At 50.2% G+C, this 21,263-nt stretch carries 23 protein-coding genes; 8 read left to right on the forward strand and 15 right to left on the reverse strand.

The genetic code is table 11. The features are described 5' to 3' along the window. Positions 1 to 233: 233 nt before the first annotated feature. Positions 234 to 416 (forward strand): hypothetical protein, encoded by a 183-nt coding sequence (locus tag C0068_RS09655; protein WP_103684295.1) that lies wholly within the window; start codon positions 234 to 236, stop codon positions 414 to 416. Here C0068_RS09655 and C0068_RS09660 read toward each other — a convergent pair. Continuing rightward, complete coding sequence (locus tag C0068_RS09660) at positions 391 to 1,332, reverse strand: type II secretion system F family protein (protein WP_103684296.1); 942 nt, start codon at positions 1,330 to 1,332, stop codon at positions 391 to 393. The two genes, C0068_RS09655 and C0068_RS09660, sit on opposite strands and share 26 nt — an antisense overlap. Before the next feature lie 126 nt (positions 1,333 to 1,458). On the opposite strand from C0068_RS09660, the gene C0068_RS09665 reads away from it, so the two are divergent. The 5 genes from C0068_RS09665 (at position 1,459) to C0068_RS09685 (ending at position 4,986) form a co-directional block, all read left to right on the forward strand. Then, positions 1,459 to 1,941 carry a DnaJ domain-containing protein gene (locus C0068_RS09665; protein WP_103684297.1) on the forward strand — a complete coding sequence of 161 codons (483 nt, stop codon included), beginning with the start codon at positions 1,459 to 1,461 and terminating at the stop codon, positions 1,939 to 1,941. An 81-nt stretch (positions 1,942 to 2,022) separates the two neighbouring features. Beyond that, a complete protein-coding gene (locus C0068_RS09670; RefSeq protein ID WP_103684298.1) occupies positions 2,023 to 2,376 on the forward strand; it encodes a hypothetical protein in 354 nt (117 codons plus the stop codon). Between the two features lie 63 nt (positions 2,377 to 2,439). After that, positions 2,440 to 3,327, forward strand: a complete 888-nt coding sequence (gene htpX / locus C0068_RS09675) for a protease HtpX (protein WP_103684299.1) — start codon at positions 2,440 to 2,442, stop codon at positions 3,325 to 3,327. Continuing rightward, entirely contained in the window at positions 3,327 to 3,971 is a 645-nt protein-coding gene (locus C0068_RS09680; RefSeq protein ID WP_103684300.1) for a class II aldolase/adducin family protein, read from the forward strand. Before htpX ends, C0068_RS09680 begins: the two co-directional genes overlap by 1 nt. 217 nt (positions 3,972 to 4,188) lie before the next feature. After that, positions 4,189 to 4,986, forward strand: a complete 798-nt coding sequence (locus C0068_RS09685) for a putative porin (RefSeq protein WP_158249967.1) — start codon at positions 4,189 to 4,191, stop codon at positions 4,984 to 4,986. Between the two features lie 83 nt (positions 4,987 to 5,069). On the opposite strand, the gene hrpB is transcribed toward C0068_RS09685, so the two are convergent. From hrpB to dapA, 10 genes are all read right to left on the reverse strand, one after another. After that, entirely contained in the window at positions 5,070 to 7,616 is a 2,547-nt protein-coding gene (hrpB, locus tag C0068_RS09690; protein WP_103684302.1) for an ATP-dependent helicase HrpB, read from the reverse strand. A gap of 88 nt (positions 7,617 to 7,704) precedes the next feature. Then, the gene (locus tag C0068_RS09695; protein ID WP_103684303.1) at positions 7,705 to 8,418 is read right to left on the reverse strand and encodes a pseudouridine synthase; all 714 of its coding nucleotides are present in this window, start codon (positions 8,416 to 8,418) and stop codon (positions 7,705 to 7,707) included. 171 nt (positions 8,419 to 8,589) lie between these two features. Continuing rightward, positions 8,590 to 8,808, reverse strand: coding sequence for a hypothetical protein (locus tag C0068_RS09700; RefSeq protein ID WP_103684304.1), 219 nt, complete (start codon positions 8,806 to 8,808; stop codon positions 8,590 to 8,592). Next, a complete protein-coding gene (locus tag C0068_RS09705) occupies positions 8,805 to 9,008 on the reverse strand; it encodes a CsbD family protein (RefSeq protein ID WP_103684305.1) in 204 nt (67 codons plus the stop codon). Before C0068_RS09705 ends, C0068_RS09700 begins: the two co-directional genes overlap by 4 nt. A gap of 219 nt (positions 9,009 to 9,227) precedes the next feature. Next, complete coding sequence (locus C0068_RS09710) at positions 9,228 to 11,282, reverse strand: TonB-dependent receptor (RefSeq protein ID WP_158249968.1); 2,055 nt, start codon at positions 11,280 to 11,282, stop codon at positions 9,228 to 9,230. Between the two features lie 166 nt (positions 11,283 to 11,448). Continuing rightward, complete coding sequence (locus tag C0068_RS19450; RefSeq protein WP_146047868.1) at positions 11,449 to 11,739, reverse strand: hypothetical protein; 291 nt, start codon at positions 11,737 to 11,739, stop codon at positions 11,449 to 11,451. 88 nt (positions 11,740 to 11,827) lie between these two features. Beyond that, entirely contained in the window at positions 11,828 to 12,547 is a 720-nt protein-coding gene (purC, locus tag C0068_RS09715) for a phosphoribosylaminoimidazolesuccinocarboxamide synthase (RefSeq protein ID WP_103684307.1), read from the reverse strand. A 25-nt stretch (positions 12,548 to 12,572) separates the two neighbouring features. Beyond that, positions 12,573 to 13,331, reverse strand: coding sequence for an MBL fold metallo-hydrolase (locus C0068_RS09720; RefSeq protein WP_103684308.1), 759 nt, complete (start codon positions 13,329 to 13,331; stop codon positions 12,573 to 12,575). Then, on the reverse strand, positions 13,331 to 14,368 hold the full coding sequence (locus C0068_RS09725) for an NlpB/DapX family lipoprotein (protein ID WP_103684309.1): 1,038 nt from the start codon (positions 14,366 to 14,368) through the stop codon (positions 13,331 to 13,333). The genes C0068_RS09720 and C0068_RS09725 overlap by 1 nt, the downstream gene beginning before the upstream one ends. After that, the gene (gene dapA, locus C0068_RS09730; RefSeq protein ID WP_103684310.1) at positions 14,369 to 15,247 is read right to left on the reverse strand and encodes a 4-hydroxy-tetrahydrodipicolinate synthase; all 879 of its coding nucleotides are present in this window, start codon (positions 15,245 to 15,247) and stop codon (positions 14,369 to 14,371) included. It abuts the gene before it with no gap. 180 nt (positions 15,248 to 15,427) lie between these two features. On the opposite strand from dapA, the gene C0068_RS09735 reads away from it, so the two are divergent. Next, positions 15,428 to 15,913 carry a DUF3806 domain-containing protein gene (locus C0068_RS09735; RefSeq protein WP_158249969.1) on the forward strand — a complete coding sequence of 162 codons (486 nt, stop codon included), beginning with the start codon at positions 15,428 to 15,430 and terminating at the stop codon, positions 15,911 to 15,913. A gap of 49 nt (positions 15,914 to 15,962) precedes the next feature. Here the strand turns inward: C0068_RS09735 and C0068_RS09740 are convergent, their stop codons facing one another. After that, positions 15,963 to 16,847, reverse strand: coding sequence for an AEC family transporter (locus C0068_RS09740; protein WP_103684312.1), 885 nt, complete (start codon positions 16,845 to 16,847; stop codon positions 15,963 to 15,965). Positions 16,848 to 17,001: 154 nt separating this feature from the next. Here C0068_RS09740 and C0068_RS09745 point away from each other — a divergent pair, with 154 nt between their 5' ends. Then, entirely contained in the window at positions 17,002 to 17,214 is a 213-nt protein-coding gene (locus C0068_RS09745) for a TIGR02450 family Trp-rich protein (protein WP_233208791.1), read from the forward strand. A 7-nt stretch (positions 17,215 to 17,221) separates the two neighbouring features. Here the strand turns inward: C0068_RS09745 and C0068_RS09750 are convergent, their stop codons facing one another. The 3 genes from C0068_RS09750 to cofC are packed head-to-tail and all read right to left on the reverse strand — an operon-like array spanning position 17,222 to position 21,225. Beyond that, positions 17,222 to 17,983, reverse strand: coding sequence for an SDR family oxidoreductase (locus C0068_RS09750; protein ID WP_103684314.1), 762 nt, complete (start codon positions 17,981 to 17,983; stop codon positions 17,222 to 17,224). A gap of 30 nt (positions 17,984 to 18,013) precedes the next feature. Further along, positions 18,014 to 20,485 carry a 5-amino-6-(D-ribitylamino)uracil--L-tyrosine 4-hydroxyphenyl transferase CofH gene (gene cofH, locus C0068_RS09755; RefSeq protein ID WP_103684315.1) on the reverse strand — a complete coding sequence of 824 codons (2,472 nt, stop codon included), beginning with the start codon at positions 20,483 to 20,485 and terminating at the stop codon, positions 18,014 to 18,016. Then, entirely contained in the window at positions 20,482 to 21,225 is a 744-nt protein-coding gene (gene cofC, locus C0068_RS09760) for a 2-phospho-L-lactate guanylyltransferase (RefSeq protein WP_158249970.1), read from the reverse strand. Before cofC ends, cofH begins: the two co-directional genes overlap by 4 nt. Positions 21,226 to 21,263 lie beyond the last annotated feature (38 nt).

A 21,263-nucleotide genomic window follows, 5' to 3' on the forward strand; every position in this document is an offset into this window, starting at 1 on the left:
CAATTTACCCCACCAAGGTTTACCAGAAGTCATCGATCTTGATGACCTCCGCGACTAAAGATTTCAAAGTCGCACCATAATCGGTCAGTAAATCTCAGAGTTTTTAGGCAAGAAAATAGTCTTGTCATAAGGCTGTCACAGACAACAGAGATAGTAGTCAGCGGTAACAGAATACCGAAGTAAGACAGATATTGATGACGGAAGAAGGCGCAGAGAGCGCGAAGGAGAAGAGAATGAATAAGCAAAGTAATGAGATGAATGTAAAAAATTTATGCAGTCGTAAATTGTGGGAATTACTGAAAAACGCCGAATGGCAGAGCAATACCGAACGTTTTGCAATAGAAAGCGAGTTGTCAGATCGCCGCCACTATGTAAAAGAACTGGAGCAGCTTAGCGGCCGAGAAACCATGCATTAAGCACGGCGACATACGGAAGCAAACCCAGTAATAACCACGGCAAATAAGCAGACCAAAACGCCACCTGATCTTCACAAACACGATGTATAGCCAAGCCCAATTGGGCTGGCACTTGTTTGGCATCACCCATTTTAGACACCGGTGGCAAGGTCACCCCCTCTAGAATTCCACTGCGTAACAACGCAGTGGAAAATAACTCCCCCCCCTCCACATCCGCAGCCAACTTGTAATACCGCCTGTTTATTGACGCCTGTGGTAAGCGTCGGACAGACTGCTTTAACGATTGAGGCAAACTAAAACCGGCGCCAATACAATCTGCCAAATGATTCATATAGTGATAGCTTTGATACTGCATTAAAGCCTTACCCAGCCCCGGTAAGCGCAAACCGAGCTCTGCGCTCACACGCCGAATTAAGTAAAAGCGTGGCGCCAGCTTCAATACACCATATACCAATACAAGGGGCAGCAAACCCAGTAGACCCGCAAGACCAGCGACTCCCCAATCAAACGTGCCAACCAGCAAGCCCCAACACGGCAATAGCAGTGCAAACGCAGCAGTGATAATCAAAGGCCAGCGTAGATGGCGGCTAAAATTCTGCTGAAACTCTGCTTGCAAACGGTAATGTTCAGCAAGACGCAGATACATTTTTGCAAGATCCCCCACCGCAAGCCCCAGCTTTAGGAACTGCAACTCCCACTCTAGAAAAACACCGCCCTCTCGCAGCTCGTCCATCACCACTCGCTGACCATCGGCAAACTGCGCCGCAACACTATCGAGCTGGGCGCGCTGGGCGGCCCGCTGCCCCTTACTCAATAGGGCAACAAGCTGATCCCAATTATTATCACCTGATTGACTGGCTTGATAGAGCGATTGAAAAAGCACAAAACGCTGGGCAGGGGAAAATCCAGAGGCCATTTTTAAATCCATATTGGCGAAGTGGTTGCAATAGTGGGTATGTAAGCCACAAGCCTATATACTTTAGCACAGCTAAAATCTGCGATGGCAGGCATAACAACAAGCACCCTCGCTATAAGGATTAAGATGATTATTCGTTTACTTTTCGCCGCCCTGGTTTTGTACGGTTTATACCGCTTTGTGAAATTCGTACAGCTCAAGCCCGCCAAAGAGCGGCGCGCCTATTACATGACCCTCGTCATTGGCCTTGGCGCTGCTGCCTTGGTGTTACTGTCACTCACTGGGCGAGTACCGTGGATTGCCGGCGTCATTGGCGGCGCACTCCCCTTTGTACGCCAACTAGCATTGAAATACGCCTATCAGCGCTTAGCGTCGAATAAACAAGAGAGCAAAGCTGGCAGCGAGCAATCTAAGGCCGCTACGGCACCCATGAACAAGGCGCAAGCCCTTTCCACCCTCGGTTTAGAGGAAGGCGCTAGCAAAGAAGAGATTATTAGCGCCCACCGCAAGCTTATGCAGAAGTTTCACCCAGATCGCGGCGGCAATGACTTTTTAGCCAGCCAAATCAATCATGCCAAAGACGTTTTGCTCGACGAGCGGCATGGATGAACACGTCTCAGTTCAAGCTGCGCGGCAAACGCGATAAAATCACTTTTTCACGTCATATTTTTACGATTAGTTAAGGCACCAATGGCAACTGTATTTGTTATTCAAAACCAGCACGGGCACTACCTCAGCAAACAACTTGAATGGGTTGACGGCCGAGATAAACGCGTACTGTACCGCACGGTACACCGCGATGAGGCAATCAATGTGGTATTTGAACAAAGCAGCAAAAATATTGAGCTACGCGCACATCCACTTGAATGCGAAACCGACGAGACCGCGCACCCAAAGGTTGAGGCTGGCCCGCCAATTATGAGCCAGCACGAAGATTTACTGGGCGACGCCGAAAACAACATCGACCAGCCAACTGAGCCTACACAGGAAGATTCCGAGAGCGATATTTCTGCAACAGATAAAGACGAAAATCTTATTCTGTAACTTGAAACTGCGAGCATTGAACTCCATCTAATAGGCAGTATCAATTAAACGGAAACCTAGCAAATGATGCGTATCTTACTGTTCTTGGCCACCAATATGGCCATTGTTCTAGTAGCAAGTATTACCCTTAGCCTGCTTGGCGTCGAAAGTATCATGGCCCAAAACGGCGTTGACCTCGACTTGGGCTCACTATTGGTTTTCTGCGCAGTATTCGGCATGGCCGGCTCGCTGGTATCGCTGTTTATATCTAAGTGGATGGCAAAACGCGCCACTCATACCCAAATCATCACCCAACCTAGCAACAACAATGAGCGCTGGCTGCTAGAAACCGTCGCCGAACTTGCTCAAAAAGCCGGTATTGGCATGCCCGAAGTCGGTATTTTTCCGTCGCCACAGGCCAATGCCTTTGCAACCGGCTGGAACAAAAATTCTGCCTTGGTCGCGGTGTCAGAGGGTCTGCTCAGACAAATGAAGCCCAATGAAGTCCGCGCCGTACTCGCCCACGAAATTGGCCACGTCGCTAACGGCGATATGATTACACTTACCCTTATCCAAGGCGTGGTAAATACCTTTGTGATGTTCTTTGCCCGCATTATTGGCCATACCGTAGATCGCGCGGTATTTAAAACAGAGCGCGGCCACGGCATTGGCTTTTACATCACTACCTTCATTGCTGAAATGGTGTTGGGCATTCTCGCCTCAACCATTGTCATGTGGTTTTCGCGCTGGCGTGAATTCCGCGCGGATGCCGCTGGCGCCAGCCTAGCAGGCCGCAACGATATGATAGCCGCGCTTCAACGCCTGCAATCCCAACAGGAATTGCCGGTCGATATGCCTGGCGAATTAACAGCGCTCGCCATCAGCAGTCAAAAGAAAACCGACTTAGCGGCTTTATTTAGCTCTCATCCACCATTAGAAAAGCGCATTCAGGCACTTAGAGACGCCGCCTAATGGAATTCCGTCAGGAGCGCGCTCAGCTCGTCGCAGCCTTGCACGACATGGCTAGCGCGCAACTTAGCCCTGGCGCCAGTGGTAATGTCTCAGTCAAGACCCGTGATGGCGGTATGCTAATTTCCGCCACCGGCCAAATTGCCGCCAATACACGCCCTTCTGATTTGGTCTATATCACTCCGGAAGGGGAAATTGCCAAGCAGCAATTAAAGCCCTCCAGCGAATGGCGTATGCATTGGCAAATTTATCAAGATCACCCCAATGCTGGTGGCGTGCTACATTGCCATTCCAGCTACGCCACTGTGCTGGCGTGTCAGCGCAGAGAAATACCGGCATTCCACTACATGGTCGCCGTGGCTGGGGGCGACTCTATACCCTGCGCACCCTACGCCCTCTACGGCAGTGAAGAACTGTCTCGCCTTGTTAGCAAAGCACTCCGTAACCGCAAAGCCTGCCTATTAGCTAACCACGGACAAATTGCCTATGGCAGCAACCCCGGCAAAGCGCTTGCCCTAGCAAAGGAAGTAGAAGCACTGGCTGCGAACTATTTTTTTAGTCTACAGAGCGGCGGCCCAACTCTACTAAGCAAGCAAGAGATGGATGAGGTCTTAGCCCAATATCAACATTACGGCAGCCAAAAATAAATTATTTCTGGCCAGATTTGCGGCAATAATACCAAGCTTGCCCCACTCCCTACGCCCAAACTACTGTGTTAACCTCAGCCGTGATCGCACCGAAATAACGCAAACGCATTATCTTGGTGCATCAAATATGGAAAATATAAAAACATCACACAATGGAAATAGCTGTGTCACAGACGAGATTTATCGTGGTGATCAGTTCTTACGGGGAGTGACTCAAATGAAAAAGATTGTATTAGCAAGTGCCATCGCCTTGGCAGCAGCAGGTCAAGCATACGCAGATTATCAATTTGAACTCGGCGGCGTTTACACCAGTGGCGAAATCGGCGGTACTGATTACGACGGTTTCGGTGTTGGTGGTGAATTCCACTTTGACAAGGTAGACACCAGCAAAGGCCCACTCGCAGAAGCCAGCTTCCTCGACAAATCTTCTTTCGTAGATTTTACTTTTCTTAGCATCGAGCCAGACTTTGCAGGCGCTGACGACATAGAAACCACCAATATTGGCGGTCGTTTTGTTACTGGCAGCAACCTCATCATCGAAGCTGATTGGTCAACCGTAGACACCGGACTTGCAGACGTGGATACCATTCGTGTCGGCGTGGGTACGTATATCAACGACACAACTGATGTCGTTGTAAGCTACTCTACTGAAGACGACGACAATGCTGACGTAGACTACCTCGACGTTACGCTCCACGGCGTGAATGCGCTGAATCAGGGTGCTTCAGTTGGCTATGACGTAGCAGTCGGCTATGTCGACACTGACGACGACAGCGGCTACCAAATCTCTGTTGGCGGCACCTACTACTTCAACAATATGTTTGGCCTTGGTTTAAGTGCCGGTATTACCGATGTTGGCGACGTTTCTAGCGACGCTATCAGCCTAGATGCTAGCTTCTTCCCAAGTCCGCAGGTTGAGCTATACGCAAGCATCTTTGACGAAAGCACTGAAATCAATGGCGGCGGAGACGTCGACTCAGATGGCATCCTTATTGGCGCAGCAGTTCGCTTCTAAGCTCCTTGGCTGAAATATGCCAGAAAGCAAAGCCCCGTAGCGCAAGCTAACGGGGCTTTTTTATGGGCAGGAATTTTACCATTTTAGGTCGGCTTAGGTTTTAGACGGGCTGTGGCAACAGCGGTTGTCGGATCATCAGGCCAGGGATGTTTTGGATAGCGCCCCTTCATTTCCTTTTTAACGTCCTGATAACTGCCTCGCCAAAAACCCGCAAGATCTTGGGTTACCTGCAAGGGTCTACGCGCTGGAGACAATAGATGCACCGTCAAAGCTTGTCTGCCGTTAGCTATCGTAGGGGTGTCCTGGCAACCAAACATTTCCTGCAACTTCACCGCCAACACAGGCGGTGACTGGCAGTAATCTATTTTTCTGGCTGATCCTGAGGGAACAACAAAAGACTCCGGCGCCAAAGCGTTCAAGGCCTGCTGCTGAGGCCAATCCAATAAGGAAGCCAATATACGGCTTAAATCTAGGCGCTTAATTCCTTGCAATGAATTTACGCCATCAAGATACGGTGACAACCACACATCTAATGTGGCGAGTAGGCCCTCGTCGCTAACATCTGGCCAATTTCCCGGCGCACAATCAATACGGCCCAATAAACTCACCCGCGCACGCCACTGCTGAACTAGCTCGGACCATTCGAAAACGCCTAAACCGCGCCTGCGTACAAAGTCTAGCAAGGCTGCGCGCTGCTCTTCCGCCGACACATCACGGAGCGTTTCACTTTTCAAGACGATAGCACCAAGACTATAGCGCCGCTCAGCAATAAAACGCCCCTTGGTCTCATCCCACTCTGCATGACATTGGGTCGTCACCATATCAGCCAAGGCCCCTTCAAAATGACGGCTGTCTAGTGCGGCGGCCAAATAAATGCTATCGCTACGATTCCCCGCCACGCCACCAAGAGAAGCAGCAACAAGATACAGCGAATAATTCAGGCCATCCGCTATCTGTAAACTCGCAGCGCGGCCATTACTTAAAACATAGTCGCTGCCACGCTCACGACGCTGCTTTGCAATGCGGTCAGGATACGCAAAAGCCAGCAGCACACCAGCATCAACATCAACATCAACATCAACATCAAACTCAAGCGTCGTTTTATCTGAGCCGCCATGCTTAGACAATAGCCGCAAAAATTGCTGTTGCTGCTTTTTAAGCCTTGCGACAAGGCCCTGAGATTGGCGATCGACATGGAACTCTCCACGCATCATCGCTAATCTCAGTTGGATATCTGCATTATCTTTGGGACCAAAACTCCGCTCACTCAAAATTGCCGCCAATTCACAAGCCAATACCCCACTACCTAGGGCCTGACCTTTTAACAACATATGCGCCAAACGAGGGTGCACCGGCAGACCGGCCATCGCCTCGCCATGGGCTGTTATGCTCACCAGCCCATTCACTTTAGTGACTGCACCCAATTTTAAAAGCAAATCCACTGCTTGCTGAAATGCCGCTGCGGGCGGTGGATCCATCCAGCGTAATTTCGCCGCGTCATCAATACCCCAACGCAGTATTTGCAAACATAAGCTCGCCAAATCTGCCTGCGCAATTTCCGGCTCGCTAAACGCCAATAACTCATTATTCTGCGCTTCGCTCCACAGCCGATAACATACACCTTCACTTAAACGTCCCGCGCGACCTGCACGCTGATCTGCCGAAGCTCGGGAAAGACGGCGAGTATCCAAGCGACTCATGCCCGTCCTCGGATCAAAACTCGGCACCCGTGACAAACCGCAATCCACCACAACGCTGATACCATCAATTGTTAAACTGCTCTCAGCGATACTCGTTGCCAAAACCACTTTGCGAACACCAGAAGGGCTAGGCGCTATTGCGCGGCGCTGCTCGGCAAGACTTAAATCTCCGTATAGCGGCGCAAATATTACCGATTCCGATGGGTACTCTACAGAGAGCACTGCGAAACAGCGCCGTATTTCTGCCTGCCCTGGCAAAAACACTAGGATGCTACCCAAGTTTTCGGCTAAAGCTTGGCGAACGGCAACGCATACGCGCTCAATTAAAAATTGGTTTGGGCGATAGGCCTCGCCATAACGTATTGCAACAGGAAATTGCCTACCAAGGCTACGCACCACTGGCGCGCCATTAAGTAATTCCGATACCCGACTACCGTCCAAGGTGGCCGACATTAATAATAACTTCAGCGGAGCATTGCGTAAGTCGCCAAATAACTTGCGACTTTCCAGTGTTAAGGCTAAGCCAAGATCAGCATCAAGACTGCGCTCGTGGAATTCGTCAAAAATCAGTAGGCCAATCCCATCCAATGAAGGATCGTCCTGCAACATACGGGTGAGAACACCTTCCGTCACCACCTCAATTCGTGTCGTTTGGCTAACAAGGGTTTCCATGCGCATACGGTAGCCTACTGTGACGCCAACACGCTCACCCAGTAGCTCAGCCATTCGTTCCGCAGCAGATTTCGCCGCTATACGGCGAGGCTCCAACATGACGATACGCTGACTCCCCAGCCATGACTCCTCCAGCAATGCCAATGGCACGCCCGTGGTTTTACCCGCCCCTGGCGGCGCCTCTAAGACCAGCTCATTCCCCGTAGCAAGCGCTGAGCGAATATCAGGAATAACAGATTGAATAGGTAAATCAGCCATAGCTGAGGTGAGCTCCAAAATAAATCAGGCGTATATTAATTGTGGCGTATAAAATAAGATTTTTAGAGCTAGTGCAACGACAGGGGTTTTAAATTCTAGCCAGACTGCTCAGCTCATTAGCGCTTAAATGACGGCTTTGGCCAGCTAGTAGCTGCGGGTCTAATTTTAGCGGCCCAACGGCATCGCGATGCAAGCTCAGCACTTCATTTTGAAAACGGCCAAACATACGCTTGATCTGGTGATAACGCCCCTCAGTTAAACTGAGTTTAGCGACATAATCGCTAAGTATTTCTAATTCTACAGGGCGAGTGGTGATACCCTCATACTCAAAGTACATTCCCGCCGCAAACGCCTCAATATAATCGCGATGTAATACTTCTGCGACGGTAACAGTATACACTTTAGCGATATTACGCTCCGGCAGACTCAAACGACGCGACCACAATCCGTCGTTGGTAAGTAGCAATAAGCCCGTTGAATTAAAATCTAAGCGCCCAGCAATATGCAGTCCTTCGCGCTCAGCGGCAGGGAGTAAATCAATCACCGTAGTATGGTGTTCATCTTTTGTCGCGCTGACCACACCTGCAGGTTTGTTCATCATCAAATAACGTGGGCGCGTGGCCTGCAAGACTTTATCATCTACACTAACATGCGAAAATTGACCAATGGCTTGCGCAATATCAGTCGCCACCACACCGTCTACTGTCACCCGCTTAGCCGCCAGCAATAGCCGAACATCGCCACGCTTCACGCCGATATTTGCACTAATAAACCGATCAAGACGGGTAGAATACGACGGCACTAAAACTCCTAATAGCATTACAATTTATGGCTTATTGTACGGCGGACGCTTTCGTATACCCAATAAAAAAGCCGACTGATTGATGATCGCAGTAAATGCGTCATATCAGCCGGCTTTTAAGAAGTGAGTAAAATAAAATTCACGCTCACTTCGGCTAAACCTTAAATAGGATTAGCTGTGATCATCCACTTCATCCTTAACTTCTTCAACGCCTTCTTTATAGGAATCTTTCGCGCTTTCCATGCTTTGATCGATACTTTCTCCCGCTTTTTCTGCGGGCCCTTGTTTCTCACAAGCACTCACTGCAAATACGGTACTTGCCAATAAAAAGAAGGCAACTAGTAACTTATTGCTTTGTGTAGACGTCATACCTTTAAGTAAATTTTTCATTTTTCAAATTTCTCCATAAGTTGATTCAGCTTAGTGGCAACGGCCTCTTTAGAGTCACCGTATTTTTGCTGAATTTTAGCTGCGATCGCGTCGATATTACCTTCTGCCTGCAATACCTCGTCGTCCGTTAGATCGCCCCATTGCTGCTTAACTTTCGCGGTAAATTCACGCCAACGACCCTCGGCCTGATCTTTATTCATGCTCTTTCACTCCCTTAAACAGCTGAAAATAGAATTTAAAAACGCAAATTTAATGCACCTCTTACTTCCGTATTCAGCTAATCTGACAAGGTACTGATGGCGAATGTTCCGCAATTGATAAAATATGCGACATTTTCACATAGCGATAAAAATCTAAAAACTTTTCTAAATACGGAAAAGCCCACCGCTAACGGGTTTAGGCAGAATTTCAGCTATTTATTAAAATTGAAAACCGATTGCAAGTTCGATATTTCTCCCCGCCTCTGGCGCGTAATCGCGAATAAACGACGAACTGCTTCGTATTTCTTCATCGCCCAGATTTCGTCCTTTTAAGGAAATTGAGCATTCAGTCCCAGCAAACTGAAAACGACGTGACACGCTGGCATCAAGACGATTGTATCCAGCAGTAGACGACTCATTTAAACCCGCTTGGCTTTGCGCCTGCGCATGAATATAGCTGATATCCGCCTGCCAGTTCCGCCAATCCCACCCGATGCTAAGACCATCATGAGCCGGCGGTAGACGGGGCACGTCTTCACCATCATCGAACTCGGCATTGATTCGATCACCGAACACACTCAGCTGATACGAATGCGCTGCGCCTTGTGGTGTATAGCGATAATTCAACTCATATTCGACACCCTCAAACACCGCATCTTGCTGACGGTATTGCAGAACGTCGGTCTCGTCTATTTGGGTACCGCTATTATCTAGGTAGATGTAATCAGTAAACTGATTGTGGAATAAGGTCAATTTAGCTGTCACTGCAGCAAAGTCAGCCCGAATAATAAAATCTGCATTGCGCGATTTTTCGTTCGTTAAATCGGCATCACCCACCTCAATAGCACCTGTTGCGCCGTGTACAACGTAATGGTCTTCATCATTGCCAATGTTTGAAAAGCGCTCCTCCGCGTTGGGTGCCCGCTGGGATTCAGACAATGCCAATGACAAGCTCCAAATCTCGTTTACATCGTATATACCCGCTAGAGACGCGCTATAACTTGTCTCCTCCTGATCATCGCTAATGGCGTGCGCTATCTCTAAACGCTCAATATCGACACGCATTCCCGCCTCTATCGACCATTTATTAGCGTGGTAGTCTTCTAGCCAAAACAAGCCGATAGATCGCGTGGTATTTTCTGGAACAAAAGCCTCCTCACCGAGGGCAGAGAAGTCAGCATTGAGCCACTGCAGGCCCCACACACCGTGCCACGGTCCCCACGGTTTGTGTGTCAGTTCTAGACGTCCCGCCCAGGCTTCTTTATTAAAGGTGGTGCCCACTTCCCCACTAGATTCCACTTCTTGATGCTGATAGTCGCTGTAGCTCATACGCCAGCGCATAATATCGATAAGCCCATCAAAATGTAGATCGCCAGCCATGTCCCAGCGCGTTTGATCGATAACGATGCTTACGCCCTCTTCCTCATGTTCTCCGTGTTCATGCTCGTCATGATCGTGGTCATGATCTTCCTCATGATGGTGAACGCCCGAGGGAATACCGTACTGATTACTCAACTCGGTGTAACTCAGCCCCCAATAACCGTCGTCAAAATGATAACTGCTACCCACGGTCACACGGCGGGTTCTGCCGCTGGCATTGCCAATACTACCCTCGGTGTTCTCTTCGATATCGTCTACATTGCGCGGATTAATCGCAAACCCTGGGATATCTGGCTCTGACCAGTCGCGGTACAAGCCATCAATATGCAGCATCCAGCGACCATCACCAGCATCGACCCTAAATACGCCGCTACGGCCATCATCAACACTGCCACTGCGAAGTTCAGCAACACCGTTTACGCCGTCTATCGCTTTCGCAGGAATACGACCATCCACCACATTAATCACACCGCCAATAGCACCACCGCCGTAAAGCATAGTCGCAGGCCCCCGCAGTATCTCAATACTGTCCGCGAGTATCGGTTCCACTGATACCGCATGATCGGCGCTATTCGTTGACACATCCAAGGCTGGCAGCCCATTTTGCAATACTTGTACCCGTGGCCCCTGCTGGCCTCGAATAACCGGCTGCCCTACGGCGGGGCCAAAACTTGCACTGCTCAATCCGGGTGAATTATTTAAGGTTTCGCCAATCGTCGCCGCGGCCTGCCTTTTAAGTTCTTCGCCATCCAGTACCGTAACTGGCAGCGCGGTTTGCGCTTCCTTTTTATGTATTGGCATGGTCACCAATACATGTTCCATACGCTTACTGTCTGCGGCGAATACCGGCGCAGCAGCAATGGCCAGCAATGGCGGTAAAAAATATTTTTTCATGACTAACATCCCGCGTATCAATTTCTCGCCTTCGACGCGTGATGCGGCCGAAGTTATGTGATTCAGAAATTCACCATCGCGTACATGGATCTGAGTCCACGCCGCAGCCAATTAAGCTCAGCACAATGGCAAACTTACGTGACTAGCAAATCTGATTTTTTGGGTTTTAAACGAGGGGATGTAAAGGTGGAGCACGTGTAGGAGGACGTAAATTGACCTGCGGCACCGCGGCGACAATCGGCGAGACCGTGCCAAGGGCAATAGACGAAGGCGCCAACTGGAGGCTGTTTGGGGTGGACGGCAAGGCCGCCGCGCCATAATGGCACACCACACAGGCATCAATCGCCGTGTGTTCGGCAATGTGTACATGATTGCCCTGCAACCACATAGACCAGCTTAAGCAGAGCAATAAGACTGCCAGCAGCGGTATGCGATGTTGAGGGCGTAATCTAGTCATAACGAGTTAGATTTGCTCATTTAAGAAGGGTGCGCCCTAGGATACTGTGCTTTTATGACAATATCCTAAGATCGGCGGCTTTCAACTATCAAGCGTCGAAATCTATGCCCAAGCGACGGCCAACGATTTCATAGGACTCAACCACATTGCCTAAGCCCTGGCGGAAGCGGTCTTTATCGAGTTTTTCACGGGTATCCGCATCCCACAAACGACAGCCATCTGGAGAGAATTCATCGCCTAAATGGATTTCACCGTCGCTGAACACGCCAAACTCAAGTTTGTAATCAACTAATAACATGCCCGCCTCAGCGAACATCGCTTTAAGCACCTCGTTCACTTTGAAGGTCAATTCCTTCATGCGATCTAACTGCGCATCATTCGCCCAACCGAATGAACGGATGTGATATTCGTTAATCATTGGGTCGTGCAGCGCGTCATTTTTTAGGAACATTTCAAAGGTCGGTGGGTTTAATTCCTTGCCTTCTTCCACACCCAAGCGCTTCACAATCGAACCCGCAGCGATATTGCGAACCACGCATTCGATGGGCAGCATATCCAGCTTTTTAACTAGGGCATCGTTGTCTGACAGCAGCTTTTCGAAATGGGTTGGGATACCCGCCGCTTGGAGTGCCTGCATAATGAAAGCATTGAACTTATTGTTCACCATGCCCTTGCGATCCAGCTGTTCTACCCGCAAGCCATCAAAGGCCGAGGTATCGTTTCTGAAATTGAGGATATAACGGTCAGGATCATCAGTTTTATAAACTGATTTTGCCTTGCCGGAATACAACTCTTCGCGTTTTTCCATGGTTTGCCTCATTAGCACAAGATGATCACGCTATTTCAAGCCAGTCGAAACCGGCATCTTGATCGGCAGACAGCAGCGCGTCACTGTTTGCCAACATTGGTTCTATTGCCGCCCTCGCCAAAGCGGGGGTGTTATTCTGCTCGCTCAAGTGGGCCATTACCACATGCTGCAAATGGCCAACCTCAGCCTCTGCCAGCAAGCTCGCCGCCTGCTGATTATTCAAATGCCCCCAATCGCCACCAACCCGCTGCTTCAATGAGTACGGGTAAGGGCCGTTGGCCAACATGGTCACGTCGTGATTGCATTCTAAAAGCAAGGCGTCGCAGCGCCGATAGTGCTCCCGAACGAAGGGCGTAATACTACCTAAATCCGTGAGCAGCCCAAATGTTTTTTTTTGGTATCTGAACACAAATTGACAGGGTTCACGCGCATCATGAGGGACGGCTACTGGCGTCACCGAAATTCCGCCGATATCTATTGCGATACCCAGCGCTAAATTTTTCCAATGGTGAGACAGCCGGATCTGCCCATATTCGCCGGTGCCGTAGCTGCAGTACACCGGCAATTTGTATTTTCGAGCCAGTGGCAGCACACCTTTGATATGGTCGCTGTGTTCGTGGGTAACGAGGATGGCGGCCAAATCCGTTGGTGAGCGACCTAATCTCGCCATGCGCCGCTCGGTTTCTTTAATCGTAAATCCGCAGTCGATCAGCACACAGCTTTGATCAGTTTCAAGCAGGGTAGCATTGCCTTTACTGCCGCTACCCAGAGATGCAAAGCGCACTAATACAAATACCCCATAATGCGGTTTAGCAATTTTTCGCGCTCGGCGTCACGCAGGCGACGACCTTTTTGATAATTCAGGTAAATACGCGCTTCTTCAGGCCCGAACTCGCGCATTTCAACCACATAGCGGCTTAAATTATTGCGACGTGCGCCAAAGGTACGCGCAAACCAGCCAGCTTGCTCTTCTTCAGGGTCAGCATAGGTAAGCCAGTATTTATTTACTTCACGGCGATCGTCTTCGATTTCAAAGCCGGCTTTGACCAAGGCCAAGCCCAGTGCAGCCCAAGCCCGATCGACGGGTAACTGCAAGCGCAAATGACGGCTATCTGGACCACCGTCGCCACCTTCAATAAATATCTTGCCTTTGCCATCGGAGCGTTGAGCAAGAACAGAAACTGAACCCGCTGTTTCACGATCAGCTAAATACTGGGCTACAACCCTCACCATTTGTGATTCGCGCTGGGGGCTATCCGACTTTTGCGGCCACTGATCATTACCATTAACCTGTACCAGCACGTGAATTTCACTCGTACCCTGCTGCACACCCTCTTCTAAACGAAAGCGGAAACGCTCACGACTAGCACCATCACCCTCTGGATCGCGCCACTGGGTTTCAATAATCGCCGCCTTACCGTCGGCTTTCGCAATATCTAAACCGGCACGACTTAAGAATACGCGCATCCGCGGCCATACCTGATTTGGATCACCGTCTAGCAAAATCCAGCTGCGGTCTTCCAAAGTCTGAATTTTAACTTCGGCGGTACCCACGTTTTTAGCGAGCGGCTCGGGGCGCTGAGCTTCAAATTTGCCTGGCAGTGCTTCATGCGTTTGAATGCCAGGCACAACATATTGGTCATCTAAGGTTTCTGACCGCACCCCCGGTGGTAACTCTAGGGGCGCGCTAAGTTTTGCGCGGCGATAATCCTGGCCGCGGTCGCGAAACATGCCATCGCCACCAAAGCAGCCTGACAAGACGCTTAGCCCGAGGCTCATTACTGTTAATCGAAAACCGGTGCTGCGCATAAATGTGCTCATCTAGTCTAATAATCCCGCTTGCGTTAACGCTTCCGTCACACTTGGTTGTGCCGCTTCACTTAATACCGTCAAGGGCAGGCGAATTCCGTCTTCCATCATACCCATAGCTAATAGAGCCCATTTAACAGGTATTGGATTTGCTTCTACAAATAAACGGTCGTGGAGTATACGAAGTGGCGCGTCTGCAGCCGCTGTCGCTTCTTTATCACCCGACATGGCGGCAAGGCATACTGCCTTCACTGCAGCGGGAGCAATATTAGCGGTGACCGAAATATTGCCTTTGCCGCCGAGCAGCATCAGCTCAGCTGCGGTAGCATCATCGCCTGACAATACATCGAGCTTATCGCCCACAGCATCAATCAACTCTTTACCCCGTGCCAAATCGCCCGTGGCGTCTTTAATCGCAATAATATTGCGGTGCTCAGCCAAGCGAATAGTGGTGGAGTTCAACATGTCGCAAGCAGTACGCCCCGGCACATTGTATAAAATTTGTGGAATATCAACCGCGTCAGCTATCGCCATATAGTGCCGATACAAGCCCTCTTGGGTAGGCTTATTGTAATAAGGCGTTACCAACAAGCAGGCATCCGCGCCAACCTCACGCGCAACCTTTGTCAGCTCAATCGCCTCAGCGGTTGAGTTAGCACCAGTACCTGCAACCACCTTTATACGACCGGCAACCTGATCAACACAGGCCTTGATGACCATTTTGTGCTCATCCATAGCAAGTGTCGCGGATTCGCCAGTGGTACCCACTGCGACGATTCCATCAGTTCCCTGCTCAATATGCCATTCGATCAGACGCGACAACGCTTGCCAGTCAATACTGCCATCGCTGTGCATCGGGGTTACAAGGGCAACCACACTACCCGAAATCATGCCGGTATCTCCAAATTTGGTGCAAGCCGCTAATGGTACTGGCCACTGCCACACAGCTCAAGGGACAAATCAATGTAAACCAGTTAGGCTTAGCCTTTTTCGCGAAACGAATTGGCCCAAGCGCAGTCATATATTCTATAAAAAGCCATGTTTTGCCGAGTTGAGACAGGAGAAAACCCAATGCGTTTCCTAGCCCTAGCCCTTCTGCTAATTTTGGCGCCGGTGAGTATAGCCGATCCTTGGCGCACAGACCCCATAACACCGCTAGACGAAAAGTATATGGAGGACAGCCGCAACGAGCTTAACGACCTTAGCCGTATCGAATTGGGGCGCAGTTTTGGCGAAAGCCGCGACAATGACCTTCGCCTGATCCAAACCCTACTTGACCGCAAACTCGTGAACGGCGAGCAAACACGACTGTTACAGGCGATGGGAATCATTTTGGGAGATTACCTCCAGAAGGAGCATCAGCTGAAATGGGTTATTTACACAGACCGCCTAGGCCGCAGCCGGGCCTTAGAGGTTCCCTTTAAGGACGAGGCGATATTCCCCGTGACCCAAATATCCAGCCGTGCGGCTGTGGGTGGCGACATTGACGTACAGGCGATTTACCAACGATTAGAAGAAGAAATAAAACGCGCCAAAAAGAAAATTATCGTTCGCTAAATGTATCCGCGGGTGGCAAAACTGCCGCTCGCCCCCCCTGAAAGCCGCGTTACACCCCCAAAAAATACAGCAGTACTGGAATACTAATAAAACTAATTAGGGTAGAGCTCACCACCATCCCCGCCACCACGTCAGGCTCACGTTTGTACTGCATTGCCAGCAAATAATTAAAAACCGCCGCCGGCGTTGCCGCCTGTAATAACACCACCTTGCGCTCTAGCCCTTCAAGATTCAAAAAGTAGACAGCGGCAAAGCCACCGGCAAGCCCCACGATCAGCTTCAACACCCCTAAACCAACTGACTTTTTGGCCTCTTGCAGTTTGAGAGAACTTAAGGACACCCCTAAGGTAATTAACATCAGCGGAATAGACAGCCCACCCAGCAAGCCCAAAGTGTTTTGCAAGGAGACCGGCAAATGCCAATCATTAAAAATTAATAGGCAAGCGATAATCCCCGCATAAATGATTGGCGAGCTCAGCACACCTTTCACCATCGCTTTACCGCTCAACACCGCCGCCCCAAAGGAAAAATGCGCGATAGTCGTCGTCAAAAATATACCCAAGCCAATCGCCAGTCCCTCCTCCCCAAAGGCAAATAGACACAGCGGCAAACCCATATTCCCAAAGTTGCCAAATACCAGTGGCACCAAGAAATTACGCATTTCAATACGCAGCACCACACAGGCAAGCGCAGCAAAAAGTGCAGAAAAACCCAGCATACAAACGCTAGCAAGCAACACATGCTGAAGTAATTCAGTCGATATAACAGTTTTACCAAAAGTACCTACAATTAACGCCGGCGCACCTACCCACAACACCATGCGGCGAACAAACTCGTGATCAAAGGGTTGACGAAAACGCACCCAGAACACGCCGATAGCGGCGCACAAAATCACCGGCAAAATAATAGGAATAAGTGGGGAAATCAGGGACATATCAACTCCGGTTTCGCAGCCACCAACACGGTCTGCGAAGCGGCATTATCAAACTAAGACTGGGCTTTTCCAAGTAAGGATTTTAAAACATCACATCGACTAGGCCCAAATAGTCGTACACGAGTAAACAATCTCACTACCAGCTCTTTATATGATGAAAGTAAACCCCAAAAAATTGCTCAACAGTAAATGGACTGCCGTAGCGGCTCAACATAAAGAAAAACATTTTCTTGTGAAAGAACTAGAGTTCGACGAAAACAACATTGTAGTGCGCTGCGTCATGGAGGCCATAATGACAAAGCGAGAATTTGACATTAACTGGCGAGACTTAAACCAACAAAGCGACTGGAGGGCAGGCTGGCGATAAGCCTTTGTTAAAACTGATCAGGCCGCAGCATCGCATCGTGGCCACCGTCGACAAAGACGATAGATCCCGCCATGAAACTTGCCTTGCCGCTCAACATAAAACACACCACGTCAGCTATTTGCTCTGGTTTGCCAATGGCACCCAACGGCACGCTGTCGCCAAAGTCTTTCATCACTTGGCCGAGATCCTTATCGGCAAGCACTTTTTTGCTTAAGGGGGTATCAATAATACCTGGCGCCACGGCATTGAGACGAACGCCTTGGCGGGCATAATCCGGCGCATTGCGACGCAGCCAACAGCTCAAGGCATGTTTAGAGCCCGCATAGGCGCTATGTCCGTCTTTATTTTCAATCAATTCACAGGCTGCGACTTCTTGGCCGCCTAGCATTAAATCAACAAATTCGTCATGACCAACCATCGCGGCGGAATTAGATGCAATCATCACAATGCTGCCTTTGCGTTTAAGCAGCAAATCTAGCACCCCTTCCGTGACCGCCACCGCTGCGAAAAAATTCACCTTAGCTATCAATGAAAATGGCCTGACTGATGGCCCCAAACCCGCACAGGGAATAAAGCCATCTAAGCCCTCCGGCGCCAATGCTCGAATACCATCTATGGCTTTTTGCCGGCCGGCCAAATCTGACAAGTCTGCACAAACATCACCGTCGGCAAGGTCTACAACAATAACGCGATGACCCGCGTCGCAAAGTTGATTTTTGATGGCAGCGCCAATACCTGTCGCGCCGCCAGTTAATGCGTAGGTAGCCATTTATTATCCTTATTATGGTTTGGTGAGCGCTTAACCGATCGCGATTAAAGCCTCGTCGCTGGTCAATTTACTGCGCTCATATTTATCCGCAGGGGTATTAACAATATCGGCTAGGGGTGCGGCAAACAGTGAACGCTGGCGCTGCTGCTCATCTGCGGGGCCATACAAGGTATTACGCTGAAACGGCACTCGACCCGCACGGCGTATTCGGGCCTCCATTTGCTCTGGCGCGACTTCCTGGCCGTGCACCGCACCGGCAGCACGGGTGATGGTTTCGTTCATTAAAGTGCCGCCGAGGTCATTGACTCCGGCATTGAGTAGAGCCTCAACACCCTGCTCGCCCATTTTCACCCAGGACGCCTGAATATTGTCGATCAAGCCATTAAAAACCAATCGTGCAACGGCGTGCATTAAGATTGCTTCGCGGAAACTCGGCCCCCGCCTCGCCTTGCCCTTTAGGTAAATTGGCGCTTCCTGCGGCACAAAGGGCAGCGGTACAAATTCGGTAAAGCCGCCAGTTTCTAGCTGCACCTGCCTAACCCGTAATAAATGCCGCGCCCAGGACTGATATCCGTCAACATGACCATACATAATGGTTGCCGTTGAGCGCAGCCCCACCCTGTGGGCGGTTTTCATCACCGTTAGCCACTGCTCGGAATTAATTTTGTCTGGGCATAATACCGCCCGCACCTCGTCATCTAACACCTCTGCTGCGGTGCCTGGCAAAGTATGTAAGCCGGCTTCTTTTAGCTGCTGCAAATAGGTCTCTAAATCTAGCCCCAGCGTTTCTGCGCCCTGCCACACTTCCAGTGGCGAAAAAGCGTGAATATGCATATCCGGCGTTGCGGCTCGCAATGTCGCCACAATATCGATATAGGTTTGGCCGGTGTATTCTGGATGAATTCCCCCCTGCATACACACTTCTGTGGCACCGCGCTGCCAAGCCTCACTTGCCCGTCGAGCGATTTCTTCGCCAGACAAATCATAGGGGCGGCCACGTAAATTTTCGCTTAACTTCCCTTTAGAAAACGCGCAGAACTGACATTTGAAATAACACACATTGGTGTAATTTATATTGCGGGTCACAACATAACTCACCTGATTCCCGCAGCGCCGCTGACGCAACTGATCGGCGGCGCGACAAATTGCGGCAAAGTCGCTTCCCCTAGCGCTGAACAATCGTACAATCTCATTCTCACTTAGGGCTTCTGCCCGCAGCGCACGTTCGATTAGCGAATTAATGTCTGCGGACACTGGTGCGTATTTTTTCAACTCAGCGACATCGTCGCTCAGTAAAGCAAGATCCGCCGCCGGCGCCTCTATGTCTTGGCCTGCAACCCAGCTATCTTCCTTGGGCAAACCCTGCCCGTCGCAGTAATGCAGCACCTTGGTGTGCAGCGCAGGATCTAACCAGCGCGTGTAATCGCGCAGATATTTAGGATAAATCGTCAGGCGCTCATGCAGGTGCTTACCGGCACCGGCGGTTTCTTTCGCCAGTGTTTCCAAATGCGGCCAAGGCGCTTCGGGGTTTACAAAGTCGGGAGTAAGTGGCGATACGCCGCCCCAGTCATTAAGGCCGGCAGAAACCAATTGTGGCAACACACCAGGGCTCAAATTTGGCGGTGCTTGAATGCTCATTTGCGCGCCAAAAATCAAACGTGCAATCGCAATCGTCCACAGCAGCTCGTTCAAATCGGGCTCCGGAGCGGTGGCCATTTTGGTATTGGGTTTGGCCCTAAAATTTTGCACGATGATTTCTTGAATATGGCCATAGCGCTCATGTAAATCACGCAAAGCTAACAGGGATTCAACGCGCTCGCGGCGGGTTTCGCCAATCCCAATTAAGATTCCAGACGTAAACGGCACCGCCGCGCGGCCAGCCCTTGCAATGGTTTCTAAACGCAGTGCTGGGGCTTTATCTGGCGAGCCGTAATGTGGCATGCCCTTTTCGCATAAACGACTAGCGGCGGATTCAAGCATGATACCCATTGATGCAGACACCGGTCGCAGCATTGCAATCTCGGCGTCGTCCATACAGCCCGCATTGATATGCGGCAGCACATTGGTTTCTGCCAAAACTCGGCCCGCAACATGGGCGAGGTATTCTAATGTCGTCGCAAAACCCATTTCAGCAAGGGCCTCGCGCGCTGCTTTGTAACGCAACTCGGGTTTCTCGCCAAGCGTAAACAACGCCTCTTTGCAGCCCATGCTCTCGGCGACTTTAACCTGCGCCAAAACTTGCTCTACCGGTAAATAAGCTTGCTCAATTTTCTTAGGTGTTTTCGCAAAGGTACAGTAATGGCAGACGTCTCGGCACAAATGGGTAAGTGGTATAAACACCTTGCGAGAATAACTTACCCCGTTGTAAAAACCGCGATCACGAATACGCGCCGCCGCTGCCATCAACGCCGAAGTCTCAGTCATATCCGCTAGCAATAAAGCCTGCTCAGCAGTCACGCCCGCGTCATTTTGCACCGGCAGTATAGAGTCCAAGGTCGTCATACTGCGCTCCAAACTGGCGTAGATGTGTTTGCCGGCCCACTTTGCAAATGCTGCAAACGCTGTGCAATGCCTGCTTGAAATAAATACGTCAAGGTTCGCTCCGCAGCAGAGGTCGGCGCCATAGAGAGTAAATGCTGCAGGTCCTCACGGGTATCGATGTCCTGAGAAATCCCCTGCAAGGCAAGTATCTGCGCAGGTAAGTGCATAGCGGTCGCTGCTGCATAGTGGGCCTCACAACTGTCCTGCCCATAGGCTAAGGTCGGTGCCCGTGCGGGATCGCACACCAAAATATTGCTACCGCGACCATGACGATCAGTCGCGATAGTGACCGCTGATGAATGCGTTTTCATTAATTCAGTATGCTGATCAATTAGCGTGTTTAATTCCTGCGCGCCCAACAAGGGCAAATCGCCGTGTACGACCATTGCACTAGTTACTTGCGGCAAACCTAGCTGCAATCCAGCCATTTTTTGCAACGCCGCGCTAACAACGGCGTTCAAACCACTCACACCTAATTCGCGCTCAGACCAGCAATCAATGCCATAGTGCTCTGCTAACAACTGCGCTGCGGGATCGTCTGACACCACCACAATACGCTCAAAACTGGGGTGCGCTGCTAATACTGTCAGCACATCCTCGACCATCGCGTGAAATAAACCCCGTCGCTCAGAGACAGTTAATGTGCCTGCTAAACGCTGCTTGGCTTGTACAAAATCCTTTAACGGCAATAGTGCCCACATAGTGTTATACGCTTCTGTCCGTTTACTTTTATTATCAA

This window comes from Zhongshania marina, assembly GCF_002915595.1.
Classification (GTDB): domain Bacteria; phylum Pseudomonadota; class Gammaproteobacteria; order Pseudomonadales; family Spongiibacteraceae; genus Spongiibacter; species Spongiibacter marinus_B.